Source organism: Marmoricola sp. Leaf446 (genome assembly GCF_001424755.1).
GTDB lineage: Bacteria > Actinomycetota > Actinomycetes > Propionibacteriales > Nocardioidaceae > Marmoricola.
This window is the reverse complement of the sequence record NZ_LMRF01000001.1, coordinates 56,796-69,600: the sequence shown is the minus strand read 5'-3', so window position 1 is coordinate 69,600 and position 12,805 is coordinate 56,796. Positions and strand designations below refer to the sequence as shown.

At 71.4% G+C, this 12,805-nt stretch carries 11 protein-coding genes; 1 reads left to right on the top strand and 10 read right to left on the bottom strand.

The annotated features are described in order from the left end of the window. Nucleotide 1: 1 nt before the first annotated feature. From ASG49_RS00330 to ASG49_RS00310, 5 genes are read right to left on the bottom strand one after another with little or no spacing between them, the layout of a single operon-like run. Entirely contained in the window at nucleotides 2–1,171 is a 1,170-nt protein-coding gene (locus ASG49_RS00330; protein WP_056535599.1) for an acyl-CoA dehydrogenase family protein, read from the bottom strand. Further along, nucleotides 1,168–1,938 carry an enoyl-CoA hydratase/isomerase family protein gene (locus tag ASG49_RS00325; protein ID WP_200936166.1) on the bottom strand — a complete coding sequence of 257 codons (771 nt, stop codon included), beginning with the start codon at nucleotides 1,936–1,938 and terminating at the stop codon, nucleotides 1,168–1,170. The genes ASG49_RS00330 and ASG49_RS00325 overlap by 4 nt, the downstream gene beginning before the upstream one ends. After that, on the bottom strand, nucleotides 1,935–3,137 hold the full coding sequence (locus ASG49_RS00320; RefSeq protein ID WP_056535594.1) for a CaiB/BaiF CoA-transferase family protein: 1,203 nt from the start codon (nucleotides 3,135–3,137) through the stop codon (nucleotides 1,935–1,937). Before ASG49_RS00320 ends, ASG49_RS00325 begins: the two co-directional genes overlap by 4 nt. After that, nucleotides 3,134–3,883, bottom strand: coding sequence for a FadR/GntR family transcriptional regulator (locus ASG49_RS00315; protein ID WP_056535591.1), 750 nt, complete (start codon nucleotides 3,881–3,883; stop codon nucleotides 3,134–3,136). The genes ASG49_RS00320 and ASG49_RS00315 overlap by 4 nt, the downstream gene beginning before the upstream one ends. Continuing rightward, a complete protein-coding gene (locus ASG49_RS00310) occupies nucleotides 3,880–4,806 on the bottom strand; it encodes an acyl-CoA dehydrogenase family protein (RefSeq protein ID WP_056535589.1) in 927 nt (308 codons plus the stop codon). The genes ASG49_RS00315 and ASG49_RS00310 overlap by 4 nt, the downstream gene beginning before the upstream one ends. Nucleotides 4,807–5,027: 221 nt before the next feature. Between ASG49_RS00310 and ASG49_RS00305 the strand changes: the two genes are divergently transcribed. Next, nucleotides 5,028–6,500 (top strand): 3-hydroxyacyl-CoA dehydrogenase, encoded by a 1,473-nt coding sequence (locus ASG49_RS00305; protein ID WP_200936165.1) that lies wholly within the window; start codon nucleotides 5,028–5,030, stop codon nucleotides 6,498–6,500. A 36-nt stretch (nucleotides 6,501–6,536) separates the two neighbouring features. Here ASG49_RS00305 and pntB read toward each other — a convergent pair whose 3' ends face one another. Genes pntB through ASG49_RS00280 form a run of 5 tightly spaced genes read right to left on the bottom strand, consistent with a single transcriptional unit; the run spans nucleotide 6,537 to nucleotide 12,764 of the window. Further along, nucleotides 6,537–7,967 (bottom strand): Re/Si-specific NAD(P)(+) transhydrogenase subunit beta, encoded by a 1,431-nt coding sequence (gene pntB / locus ASG49_RS00300; RefSeq protein ID WP_056535583.1) that lies wholly within the window; start codon nucleotides 7,965–7,967, stop codon nucleotides 6,537–6,539. Beyond that, nucleotides 7,964–9,574, bottom strand: a complete 1,611-nt coding sequence (locus ASG49_RS00295; protein WP_235561953.1) for a Re/Si-specific NAD(P)(+) transhydrogenase subunit alpha — start codon at nucleotides 9,572–9,574, stop codon at nucleotides 7,964–7,966. Before ASG49_RS00295 ends, pntB begins: the two co-directional genes overlap by 4 nt. After that, nucleotides 9,567–10,373 carry an enoyl-CoA hydratase/isomerase family protein gene (locus ASG49_RS00290; protein WP_056535579.1) on the bottom strand — a complete coding sequence of 269 codons (807 nt, stop codon included), beginning with the start codon at nucleotides 10,371–10,373 and terminating at the stop codon, nucleotides 9,567–9,569. Before ASG49_RS00290 ends, ASG49_RS00295 begins: the two co-directional genes overlap by 8 nt. After that, entirely contained in the window at nucleotides 10,363–11,982 is a 1,620-nt protein-coding gene (locus ASG49_RS00285) for a class I adenylate-forming enzyme family protein (protein WP_082533672.1), read from the bottom strand. The genes ASG49_RS00290 and ASG49_RS00285 overlap by 11 nt, the downstream gene beginning before the upstream one ends. 2 nt (nucleotides 11,983–11,984) lie before the next feature. Next, complete coding sequence (locus ASG49_RS00280; protein ID WP_200936164.1) at nucleotides 11,985–12,764, bottom strand: SDR family oxidoreductase; 780 nt, start codon at nucleotides 12,762–12,764, stop codon at nucleotides 11,985–11,987. Between the last annotated feature and the right edge of the window lie 41 nt (nucleotides 12,765–12,805).

The following is a 12,805-nucleotide window of genomic DNA, read 5'->3' as shown; positions in this document are numbered from 1 at the left end:
CTCAACGAGCTGCCCGGCCCGCCTTGGCGGCGAGGTTGGTGTCGCGGGCGACGAGCATGCTCTGGATCTGGTTGGTGCCGTCGTAGATCTCGGCGATCTTGGCGTCGCGCAGGCGTCGCTCGACGCCCAATGCCACGTCGTCACCCGCCGGCCCGAGCAGGTCGAGGCAGGCCGCTGCCACGCGCGTGCCGAGGGCGGTGCAGTGCAGCTTCACCAGCGACACCTCGGCGACGGGCTCCTCGGGACTGGTGTCCACGGTGTCGCACACCGAGAGCAGCATGGCGCGGGCCGCGGCGATCTCGCCTCGCAGCCGTGCGAGCTCGAACTGCAGGTCCTGGGCGCCCGGCGTGCGCGACGAGAGCAGGCCGTGCTCGCCGGCCCAGGTGACGGTGGAGTCGTAGGCGCCTTCCGCGAAGCCCAGACCCTGGGCGGCCGCGCTGATCCGCGAGCGGACCACCGAGCGCAGCAGCAGCGGGTAGCCGCCACCCTCCTCGCCGATGCGGTTGGCCACCGGGATCCGACACTCCTGCAGCGCCAGGGTGACCGTCGAGGCACCCTTCTGCCCCAGCTTCTTCATCGGTCGGCCGACCTCGAGGCCGGCCAGGCCCTCGGTCTCGAGCAGGAACGCGGTCACGCCCTGCTTGCCCTGGGCCAGGTCGACCGAGGCGAACAGCACGACCACGTCGGCCCGGTCGCCGTTGGAGATGAACGTCTTCTCGCCCGTGATGACGTACTCGTCACCGTCGCGTCGCGCCAGGGTCCGCATCGTGCTGACGTCCGACCCGGCGCTGGGCTCGGTGAGGGCGATCGAGCCGATCGCGCTCCCGTCGCACAGTCGCCGGACCCACGTGTGCGCCTGTTCGCGCGTCGCCTGCAGGTGCAGGGGGTGGGCGCAGTGCATCTGCGTCATGTAGACCGTCGAGGTCGACCCGCAGGCAGCGCTGATCCGGGCCAGCGCCTCCGCGTACGTCGAGCTCGAGGTGTCGGCGCCGCCGAGGTCCGTCGGCACCAGCATGACGCCGAGGCCCTCACGGGCGAGGTCGGCGATCGCCTCTGCTGGGAACACGCCTCCGGCGTCGGTGGTCGCGGCAGCAGGATGGATGGTCCGGTCGATGATTGTGTCGACGGTCTTGATGACGTCGGCGTCGACCGTGGGCCAGACGTGGGTCATGACAGCTCCTCGTGGAACAGGGGGGCGCGTCGCTCGGCGAAGGAGGTGATGCCCTCCTGGCCGTCGCGGGACGCGATGGACAGGGCCGCCAGGGCGGCTTCGTGCTCCAGCGCGGCCGGCGCGACGGCACGGCGCGCTGCGTCCAGGATGTTGGCTACACCGCGGCGGCTGCCCGACGCGATCAGGTCCGCGATGCGGGTCACCTCCTCCTCCAGCGACCCGGGGTCGAGCGGCGGCACCGAGAGCAGGCCGACCTGCCAGGCACGGTCAGCGCGGATGCGCTCACCCGTCAGCAGCAGGTGCATGGCAGCGGGTGCCCCGACCGCCAGCGGAAGTCGTTGGGTGCCGCCGAAGCCCGGCATGCAGCCGATGCGAGCCTCCGGCAGACCGAACTGGCTGCGGTCGGACGCAACCACCAGGTGGCAGGCCAGGGCGAGCTCGAAGCCGCCGCCGAGGGCGTAGCCGTCCACGGCAGCGATGACGGGGACGTCGGAAGCGGCAATCGCCTTCATCGTGCGGTGACCGGCGTTGATGAACTCCTGAGCCGCCTCCACACCGAGACCGCGGATCTCCTCGAGGTCGGCCCCGGCGCTGAACGCGCGAGGCCCGGCGCCGCGGATCACGACGCAGCCGACCGCGGCATCGTGCTGGGCGTCGGTGATCGTCTCCCGCAGCAGCGTGAGGACCTCGGAGTTGAGCGCGTTGAGCTGCTGGGGGCGGGAGAGCTCGATGGTCAGGACCCGCCCGGAGCGTGACGTCTCGATCATGGGACCCATACGACACTCTCCTCGGCCAGCCGGGCGATGGCGTGCTCGTCCAGACCCAGCTCCTCCAGGATCTCGTGGCCGTGCTCGCCGCGCAGCGGCGCCGGGAGACGTGCCTGACGATCGACCGGGTCGGAGGACAGGCGCCAGGGGGCACCCACGCCGCGGAACACCCCTGCGACCGGGTGCTCGTAGTCGACGATGGCTCCTCGGGCGACGACCTGGGGATCCGTCACGACCTCGGATAGGTAGTTGATGGGCGCGCAGGGCACACCCACCTCCTGGAGCAGCTTGAGCACGTGCGCGGACGGCATCGTCTCGAGCCTGGCCTGGAACTCCCCGACGACCTCGCTGCGCGACTCCCGCCGGCCCGCGTTCGTGCGGAGGTCCTCGCGCTCGGCGAGGTGTTCGAGGTGCAGTGCCGCGCACGCGCGCTGCCAGTGGTTGTCGTTGCCGAGGGCGATGACGATGGTGCGGTCGGCGGTCCGCATGGACTGGTAGATCGCCACGACGGAGTCCGACCCCCCGCACGGCGCGGGCTCGGGGTCCCCGGCGAGGAAGCTCGCGACGCGCGGCGACATCAGGGCGAGGTCGGCCTCGAGCAGGGCGATGTCGACGATCTCACCCTCACCGGTCTGCTGCTGGCGCACGAGGGCGGCAGCGATGGCGAACGCGGCCACGGTCCCGGAGGCGACGTCGGACAGCGCCGTGCTCACACGCTGGGGGATGCCGTCGTCACCGGTGACGCTCATCATCCCCGAGCGTGCCTGCGCGATCAGGTCGTAGCCAGGCAGCCCCGCGTCCGGGCCGTCGAGCCCGAACCCGGAGAACGCGCAGATGACCAGCCGAGGGAACCGCGCGTGCAGGTCCGCCAGGCCGAGACCGTGCTTCTCGAGCTTGGTCGGGACGATGTTCTCGATGAAGACGTCGGCTGACTCCAGCAGCTCGAAGAGCAGCTCGCGCCCTCGGGTGCTGCGCAGGTCGAGGCACATGCTGCGCTTGTTGCGGTTCACCGAGAGGAACCAGGCGGCCTCGCCGTTGAGGAACGGCGGCCCCCAGCCCCGCGCGTCGTCACCGCGCAGCGGCTCGATCTTGATGACGTCGGCGCCCATGTCGGCGAGGTACATCGACGCGGTCGGAGCGGCGTACGACGAAGCGATGTCGACGACGCGCACGCCGTGGAGCGGTCCGGTCGAGCTCATGCGTCCACCTCGTTCGGGGTCGTGGTGGAGTACCGCAGGACGTACTCCAGGTGCTGGTCCATGGCCCGCCCTGCGTCGTCGGCCGAGCCGTCGCGGATCGCGCTCACGATGGCCATGTGCTGCCGGACCGTCTCGCGGCCGACCTCGGGTGTCACGCACAGGTACTGCGCGGGCAGGGTGGTCTCGTGGATCGCGGCGATGAAGGCCGACAGCAACCTGTTGCCCGAGGCGCGCGCGATCTCGACGTGGAAGTCGCGGTCGTAGACCGCGATGTCGGGATCGTCGATGGTCGTGGTGCGCTGGCGGTGCACGATGTCCTGGAGCACGACGACCTGACGCTCCTGGCGGTTGCGGGCCGCCCAGGAGGCGGCTGGGACCTCGAGCACGCGGCGCATCGACGTGAGCTCGTCGATGTCGAGCGAGCCCAGGCGGACGATGGTGTCCATCGACTCGCTGAGCATCGAGCTGAGCGAGTCGGGGGTGACGCTGTTGACGAAGCTTCCTCCGGCGACGCCGGGGACCTTGCGGATGAGCCCGGCGGCCACCAGCGAGCCCAGCGCCTCGCGGACCGTCGGACGGCTGACGCCGAACTGCTGGGCGAGCGCCGTCTCCGGCGGGAGCTTCTCGCCCTGCCGGAAGTCCCCGCCCAAGATGCCCTCGCGGATCTGGTGCTCGACCTGGGCCCGCGGTCGCAGGATCTGGGTGGCCCGGAAGGGCGCACCGAGGGCTGCCGGATCGGCGCTCACGACGGCCGTCCCGCAGGCTCGCCGAGGCCACGCGTCGCTACCCGCGCGACGTGCAGCCGGCGGCCGCCCGAGCGCGCCTGCAGGCTGATCGCGTCCCTCAGCAGTCCGGCGACCGGGTACTCGTCGATGTAGCCGTAGCCGCCGTGGCACTGGATGGCGTCGAGACAGTTGTCGACGGCCACGCGCCCCGCCGACGCCGCAACCCCGTCCCCCGGCGCCTCGCCCCGGAGCGCCAGGTCGAGCTGCGCCCGCACGGGCTCCACCCGCAGGGACATGCCGGCCACGAGAGCTCGCAGGCCGGCGAACGATCCGATCGGGACACCGAACTGCTTGCGCTCCAGGACGTACGACGACGTCAGCTGCACCGCCCGCTCCGCGACGCCGACCAGTGCTGCGCCCACCAGGAGCTCCCACGCGGCGAGCACCTCGGCCTGGTCGGCTGCCAGTGCCGACGGAGCCGTCGGCGAGGCGAGGACCGCGGCACGTGCGGCCTCGAGACCGGTCCGTGGGGCGTGCTCGGCCTCGACGTCCTCCCAGGTCACCAGGTGCAACGACCCGGCGTCGACGTCGAGGAGGACGATCGCGTCCGGCGCCGGGGAGGTCGCCACGACGGGCTTGGCGAGGCTCGACACCAGCGCGAAGGTCGGTGACTGAACCGCGTCGGTGTCGACGACCAGGTCCGCGGCGTACCTGCCTGCGAGGACGTATCCGAGGGCGGGGAATCGTCCGGCGGCGACGCGCACGGTGTGCGCCAGCCACTCGACGGCGTCGGACTCCTCGGCGGTGTCGCGCGCCAGGGTCCACAGACCGGCGCTCTCCACCGGTGCCCAGCGGTCGACGTCGTCGGTCACGTCCGCCGCGGCGGCAGCCACCTTGTCGACGACGTCGAGGAACTCCCGGAGGTCGCTGTTGAGGCCGCTCATCGGCAGGACCTGCCGGGCCCGTGATGACGGATCGTCGTGGCGGTGGCCACGCCCTTGCCGACCGAGACGTCGGCGTGCTGACAGATCATCCCCGTGAATCCTCCGCCCCGCCATGGTCAGGCGATTGCCCATTGGTAAAAGTCTGACAGTACCGTACATTGTCTGACACCTACCGGCAAGCAACCGCCCGCTCGATCGGGCCGACAAGCGAGGACGACGCTGTGACGACCCGTGAGCTGACAACCGTCTGCGTGATCGGAGCGGGGACGATGGGCCGGGGCATAGCCCAGATCGCCCTCGCGGCGGGTCACTCGGTGGCACTGGTGGACCCCGACAGCGCGCAGCTGCACGCCGCCGCCACCGACATCGGATCCCGCCTGGCCCGCCGGCACCCGGACGTCGCCGGCCGGCTCGGCGAGCTCCTGCACACCCACACCGCGGTGGCCGACGCAGCCGTCGGCCCCCGCACGCTGGTGATCGAGGCGGTGCTCGAGTCCCTCGCGGTGAAGACCGACGTGCTGAGCAGCGCGGCGGAGCACTTCGGCGCCCAAGCCATCCTCGCCACCAACACCTCCTCCCTGTCGGTGACCGAGATCGCCGCCGGCACCCCGACCCCCGAGCGGGTCGTGGGCATGCACTTCTTCAACCCCGTCCCGGTCATGCGACTCGTCGAGGTGGTGCGCGGGGTGCAGACCGACCCGGACGTCGCCGACGAGGTCGCCGACCTCGCCGTCGCCTGGGGCAAGGACGTGGCCCGGGTGCGGTCCGCCCCCGGTTTCATCGTGAACCGCGTCGCGCGCGGGTTCTACGGCGAGGCGCTGCGCCTGGTCGAGGAGCAGGTCACGGACCCCGCGACGATCGACGCCGTGGTGCGGGGGGCGGGGCAGTTCCGCATGGGCCCCTTCGAGCTGATGGACCTCATCGGCAACGACGTCAACGCGGCGGTCACCCGGTCGGTGTGGACCGCCTTCAACTTCGACCCTCGGTTCGAGCCGTCGCGCATCCAGGACGAGCTCGTGGCCGCAGGCCGGTACGGCCGCAAGCGCGGCCAGGGCTTCTACTCCTACGCCGAGGGCGCGACCCCACCTCGGTCGACCCCCGTCGCACCCGCCGGCCGCCCGCTGCAGGTGGTCTCCGGCCGAGGGTCCTCGCAGCTCGACTCGTTCCTGGTGCGCGCCGGCGTCGAGGTCGAGCACGACCCGCAGTCCGAGCCTGGCGTGGTGCTCCTCGACGACACGGTCGTGCGGATCACGCGGGGACGCACGGCCCAGGAGGAGTCCGCAGCCCTGGGCGGAGCTCCCGTGGTGCTGGTCGACCGCGTGCTGAGTCCTGACGACGCCTCTGCCGTCGCGGTGGCCACCTCAGCCGGCACCGGCGACACCCTCGGTCAGCTCGCGACGATCCTCGGCGACGCCGGGGTGAGCGTCCACGAGGTCGCGGACGCACCCGGCCTGGTCCTCGCACGCACCTTGGCCGTCATCATCAACGAGGCCTGGGAGACAGCGCTCCACGGCGTGGCGTCGCCCGACGACATCGACGTCGCGATGCAGCTCGGCACCAACTACCCGTCGGGCCCCTTCGAATGGACGCGACGCTGGGGACAGGCCGATGTGCTCGAGCTGGTCGACGGCCTCTGGTCGGCGTACCACGACACCCGTTACCGGGCGAGTCGTCGGCTCCGGCTGCCGACGTAGGCCTTCGCGCCTGGCCCGCTTGCTGCGGCGCGCCCCTCACAGGGCGCGGAGGATGTCCTCCACGCGGTCCTTGGCGTCGCCGAACAGCATCTGGGTGTTGTCGCGGAAGAACAGTGGGTTCTGCACACCGGCGTAGCCCGCAGCCATGGATCTCTTGAAGACGACCACGTCCTGCGCCTCCCACACGCGCAGGACGGGCATGCCGGCGATCGGGCTGGTCGGGTCGTCCATGGCGGCCGGGTTCACCGTGTCGTTGGCCCCGATCACCAGCACGACCGAGGTGGCCGCGAGGTCGTCGTTGACCTCGTCCATCTCCAGCACGACGTCGTAGGGAACCTTCGCCTCGGCCAGGAGGACGTTCATGTGACCGGGCAGGCGCCCCGCCACCGGGTGGATCCCGAAGCGGACGTCGACGCCGCGTTCGCGCAGCAGCCGGCACAGGTCGGCCACACCGTGCTGGGCCTGCGCCACCGCCATGCCGTAACCGGGGGTGACGACCACGGAGGAGGCCGAGCCGAGCAGCTCCGCGACGGCCTCCGCCGTGGTCTCACGGTGTTCCCCGTGCTCGGTGTCGCCCGAGGCCGGGGCCTCGATCCCGAACCCCCCGGCGATCACCGAGACGAACGAGCGGTTCATGGCGGCGCACATGATGTAAGAGAGATAGGCACCGGACGATCCGACGAGGGCGCCGGTGATGATGAGCAGGTCGTTGTCCAGCAGGAACCCGGAGGCAGCTGCTGCCCACCCGGAGTAGGAGTTCAGCATCGAGACCACGACGGGCATGTCCCCGCCGCCGATCGAGGCGACGAGGTGCCAGCCGAGGACCAGCGCGACCACGGTCACCAGACCCAGGACCCACAGCTCCGGGGTGACGACGAACCAGACGGTGAGCCCGGCGAACAGCACCAGGGCGCCGATGTTGAGCGCGTTCTTGCCGGGCAGCACCAGGGGGCGCGAACCGATCCTCGCGGACAGCTTGAGGAACGCCACCACCGAGCCCGTGAACGTCACGGCCCCGATGAAGACCCCGACGACCACCTCCCCCGAGTGGATGCCCGCCATCCCCTGGGCCTCCAGCGCCAAGCGCTCCGCACCGGAAGGGTCCGCCTCGACACCGAGGTAGCCGTTCCAGGCGACCAGCACGGCGGCGAGGCCGACGAACGAGTGCAGCAGGGCGATGAGCTCCGGCATACCGGTCATCTCCACGACCCGGGCACGCCAGAGTCCGATGGCTGCGCCGACCAGGGTCGCGAGCACCAGCAACGACAGCCCCGTCGCAGAGATCCCGCGGTCCACCGCCAACGCCACCGTGGCGACCAACGCCACGGTCATGCCGGTGATCCCCAGCCGGTTGCCCAGCGTGGCCGACTCGTGCCGGGAGAGGCCTGCCAGCGCCAGGATGAACAGCAGCGCCGCCACCACGTACGCCGCACGGGCCGTCGTCTCCACCGTCACGACGTCGCTCACGCGGACCCGCCCCCGCTGCGGGAGAACATGGAGAGCATCCGCGTGGTGACCGCGAACCCGCCGAACACGTTGATGCTGGCCAGCAGGACGGCCGCCGTCGCCAGCACGGTGACGACGACGTCGCCGTGACCGATCTGCAGGACGGCTCCGACCACGATGATCCCGGAGATGGCGTTGGTCACCGACATCAGCGGCGTGTGCAGCGCGTGGTGGACGTGACCGATCACGTAGTAGCCGACGACGACGGCCAGGGCGAAGACCGTCAGGTGTCCGAGCAGCGGCGGCGGGGAGAGGGCGGCGAGCGCGAACAGTGCGATCGCGCCCGCGACGGCCATCGGGCGGCGGAGCCGGCTCGGAGCGCGGTCGGGGGCGGACTGCGTGGTCGCAGTCGGGGCAGGCGGTGCGGGTGTCGCGGAGACCTTCACAGGTGGGGGTGGCCAGGTCGTCTCCGTCACCCCGTCGTGGTGCCGCACGACGGTCATCGACCTCAGCACCACGTCGTCCCAGTCGACGACGAGACGCCCGTCGCGCTCGGGGGTCATCAGCTTCACGAGGTTGAGGAGGTTGGTGCCGAAGAGCTGGGAGGCCTGGGCGGGCAGACGCCCGGCCAGGTCGGTGTAGCCGATGATCGTGACGCCATGGGGGGTCGTGACGCTCTCGCCGGTCACGGTCCCTTCCACGTTGCCGCCGTTGGCGGCCGCCATGTCGACGATGACGCTTCCCGGCCGCATGGCGGCGACCATGTCGGCGGTGACGAGGCGCGGCGCGGGTCGTCCGGGGATGAGCGCGGTGGTGATGACGATGTCGACGTCGGCGCACTGCTCGGCGTACAGCCGTCGCTCGCGGGCCTGGTAGTCGTCCCCCATCTCGCGGGCGTAGCCGGTGGACGAGACCTCGTCCTGCTCCTCCGCCACGGCCAGGTAGGTGCCGCCGAGTGATCTCACCTGCTCGGCGACCTCCGGTCTCGGGTCGGTCGCTCGCACCACGGCACCGAGCGAGCCGGCGGTCCCGATGGCCGCCAGGCCCGCGACGCCGGCGCCCACGACCAGGACCTTGGCCGGCGGGACCTTGCCAGCCGCGGTGATCTGCCCGGTGAAGAAGTGCCCGAACGCGTGCGAGGCCTCGATCACGGCGCGGTAGCCGGCGATGTTGGCCATGGAGGACAGCACGTCGAGCGACTGCGCGCGCGAGATCCGCGGGACGGCGTCCATCGCCAACGCCGTCACGGGACGGGCGGCCAGCGCCTCGACGAGGTCGGGCCTCAAGGCCGGCGACAGCAGCGAGACCAGCGTCGCACCGGCCGCCAGGAGGTCGAGCTCCTGAAGGTCGGGCGGATTGATCTTGAGCACCAGATCCCCCGACCACGCCTCCGTGAGTGATGCCACTGACGCTCCGGCCGCTGCGTAGGCCGCGTCGCTGAAGTCGGCGCCGGTGCCCGCTCCGGCCTCGACTCGGACCCGGTAGCCGAGCCTGACCAGCTGAGCGACGGTGTCGGGGGTCGCCGCTACCCGCCGCTCCCCGGGCGTCGACTCGCCCACGACGCCCACGACGGCACCCGGGTCGACCCGGCCGCCGTCGTCGGTCAGTACGGGTCCCGGCTCAGCCACGACGGGCACGCGCCCGGGCGTAGCGCTCCATGACGTCGAGGATCTTGGACCGGACCTCCGGCAGGGCGATGAGGTCGATGTTCGCGGCCAGGCTCTCGTCGAGGGCGGCATGCAGCTCGGCCGTCCGCGCCCCGCGTGCCACCGTCTTCGCACGGGCGAAGGTCGCCGACGGACCGTGCGTCATCTCCACCGCCACCTCGTGGGCGCGTGAGAGCAGCGACCCGTCGTCGCAGACCTCGCTCACCATCCCGAGCCGCAGCGCCTCGCCGGCGTCGACAAAGCCGCCCGAGGCGATCATCCGCGTGGCGTCGGCGAGCCCGACCAGCATGGGCAGCAGGTAGGCGCCTCCAGCGACCGGCACCATGCCGAGGTTGACGTAGCTCTCGGCGAAGCGTGCCGACCGAGCGGCCAGGCGGACGTCGCAGCTCAGGCCGAAGTCGAGGCCCCCTGCGGTCGCGGCACCGTTGTACGCCGCGACGACGGGCTTCGGTGCCGACCACAGCGCCCGCACGGTGCGCTGGACCGCCGGCATCCAGGTCTCGCCGAGGTAGTCCATGAGGCCGTCGGCGCCGTGCGCGGTCTGGATCTCGTACATGTCCTTCACGTCGGCGCCGGCGCAGAAGACCGACCCCGTGCCCGTGAGCACCACGGCCCCGACGTCGTGCCTGGCCGTCAGGTCCAGGACCGACTCCGCGAGCCGGGTCACCACGTCGGGCGTGACCGAGTTGCCCCGGTCGGGGCGGTTCAGCCGCACCGTGCCGACCGAGTCGGTCACCTCGACGACGATGTCATCCACCATGGCGCACCACCTTCTCCACGTTCTGAGGTCTGCTGGACGGGTCCTCGACCCATGACCGCACCAGGCGCTTGACGTCGCCGCGCGCGATCTTCGACTCGCCCGACGCGCGCGGCAGGGGGTCGGAGGACAGGAACAAGTGGCGCGGTCGCTTGAACCCGGCGAGCTGCGAGCGGAGGTGCTCCTGGAGCCGCTCCCCCATCGACGCATCCAGCGCCTCCACGTGGACGTACGCCGCCGGGGTCTCGCCCCAGTCCTCGTCGGGCACGCCGACGACGACGGCCTCCCGGACGTCGGGGTGCGCCTCGAGCGCCCGCTCGATCTCCACCGGCTGGATGTTCGTGCCGCCGGTGATGATGGTCTCGCTCGCGCGTCCGACGATGTAGATGCGGCCCTCCTCGTCGAGGTGACCCAGGTCGGAGGTGCGCCACCACCCGTCCGGGAGCAGGCGCTCGGCGTGCTCCGCCTCCCCGCCCAGCAGCGTGGCGGCGATGCTGGGCGTGCGGATGACGAGCTCGCCGTCGACGCCGGGTTCGGGTCGGTCGAGGACGTGTCCGTCGGCGTACAACGAGAACTCCACACCCGGCACGGCCCGCCCGATGGACGACCACAGCTCGGGTCGGGCCATCTCCTCACGGCTGAGCAACGTGGTCGACGCGGGCGCCTCCGTCTGGCCCCAGCACTGCACCAACGCGTCGGTGTGCTCGCTGACGGCCTCGAGCGCGGGGAGGGCGGCCGGCTCCCCGGCAAGCATGAGGCAGGACAGGGCAGACCCTCGCAGCCGTGGCAGCTCCGAGGAGCCGGCCGCTCGTCGGAGCATCGTCGGCACCGCGAACATCCAGGTGATGCGCTCCTCGACGACGACGCGCAGCATCTCGTCGGGATCGAACCGGTTCATCACGACGTTGGTGCCGCCGCACACGAGGGTCGGCAGGACGCTCCACCCGCCGGCGTACACGAGGGGGGCGACCTGCAGGGTCCGCGGCGAGAGCGTCGGACCACTGGTGGACATCACCCAGGTGTTGCCCAAGATCGCGGCGCGGGCCCCGCGATGGGAGATGGCGATTCCCTTGGGCTTTCCGGTCGAGCCCGAGCTGAATCGGATGTGGTACAGGTCGTCGGGCGCGACCTCCACAGCGACCGGACCGGCCGCGCCGGAGGCGACGAGGTCGTCGAAGCCCATCCAGCCCTCACGCGTGCCGATCACGGCCCGGAGGGGTCCCCCGTCGTCGAACACCTCGTCGACCGCGGCAGCCGAGGCCTCGTCGGCGACGACGAGGCGGACCTCGGCGAGCTCCAGGCAGCGACGCAGCTCGTGCGGGGTGAAGCGAGGGTTGAGGGGCACCTTGACGAGCCCCGCCTTGAGGAGCGCGAACTCCAGGACGACGTACTCCAGGTGGTTCTGAGCCACGTAGGCGACCCGGGCTCCTCGCGCGAGACCCATCCCCACGAAGGCGTTGGCGAGACGGTTGGAGGACTCGGCCAGCTGGCCGATGGTGAGGGCCCGACCGCCCCCGGACTCCTCGACCGCAACCTGTGCGAGGGGACGACGCTCCACCTGCCGCACGAGCTGCACGACGGTCTGAGCGACCGCCGGATTCGCGCTGCTCACCGTCAGTCCTGCCCGAAGCCGATCGGCATCGTGGCCAGCGACAGGCCGCCGTCGACGACGATGGTCTGACCGTTGATGGCCGCGCTCTGGGGCGACACGAGGTAGGCCATGACGTCGGCGACCTCGTCGGGCGTGGGGTAGGCCCCGGACGGGGTCTGCGCCAGCCACTGCTGGGCGTAGTCCTCCCAGGCGTCGCCCGCGTAGTACCGGAACGAGTCGGTGTCGATCGGGCCCGGGCACACCCCGACCGTGGTGATGTGGTCGCGCGCGAGCTCGATGGCGAGGTACTTCACCAAGGTCTCCATCGCGGCCTTGGCCGCCCCCAGGAGCGCGTGACCCGGCAGGACCCGGAAGCTGTCCCACCCGGAGACCGCCATCACCCGCCCACCGTGGTTCATGTGCGGGGTCGTCAGGCGCACCAGGTCGAGGAACCCCTGGACGGTCAGGCTCATCGTCTTGTCGATGTGCCGGCCGTGGATCTGCGAGAGCGGCTTGAAGGCGCTCGCCGCGGCATTGGCGACGACGACGTCGATGCTCCCGAAGCGCTCGACCGACTGGGCGACGAGGGACTCGACGGCCGCGGTGTCGGCGACGTCGGCCTGCACCGCGAGGGCGGTCCCGCCGAGGGCCTCGATCTCGGCCACCGTGTCCTTGGCGGCCTGGTCGTCGCGCCGGTAGTTGACGACGACGTTGGCCTGCTGCGCCGCCAGCTTGAGAGCCAGACGCTGGCCCATCCCGCGGGAGCCTCCAGTGATGATGACGGTCTTGTCCTGCATGCTCATGGCTTCACCTCTGTGGTGCGGTCGGTCGTGTCGGAACGGTG

Bases quoted from the DNA above. Each gene is read 5' to 3' on its own strand.
- ASG49_RS00330 (WP_056535599.1), bottom strand. From the start codon at position 1,171: ATGACCCACGTCTGGCCCACGGTCGACGCCGACGTCATCAAGACCGTC.
- ASG49_RS00325 (WP_200936166.1), bottom strand. From the start codon at position 1,938: ATGATCGAGACGTCACGCTCCGGGCGGGTCCTGACCATCGAGCTCTCC.
- ASG49_RS00320 (WP_056535594.1), bottom strand. From the start codon at position 3,137: ATGAGCTCGACCGGACCGCTCCACGGCGTGCGCGTCGTCGACATCGCT.
- ASG49_RS00310 (WP_056535589.1), bottom strand. From the start codon at position 4,806: ATGAGCGGCCTCAACAGCGACCTCCGGGAGTTCCTCGACGTCGTCGAC.
- ASG49_RS00290 (WP_056535579.1), bottom strand. From the start codon at position 10,373: ATGGTGGATGACATCGTCGTCGAGGTGACCGACTCGGTCGGCACGGTG.
- ASG49_RS00280 (WP_200936164.1), bottom strand. From the start codon at position 12,764: ATGAGCATGCAGGACAAGACCGTCATCATCACTGGAGGCTCCCGCGGG.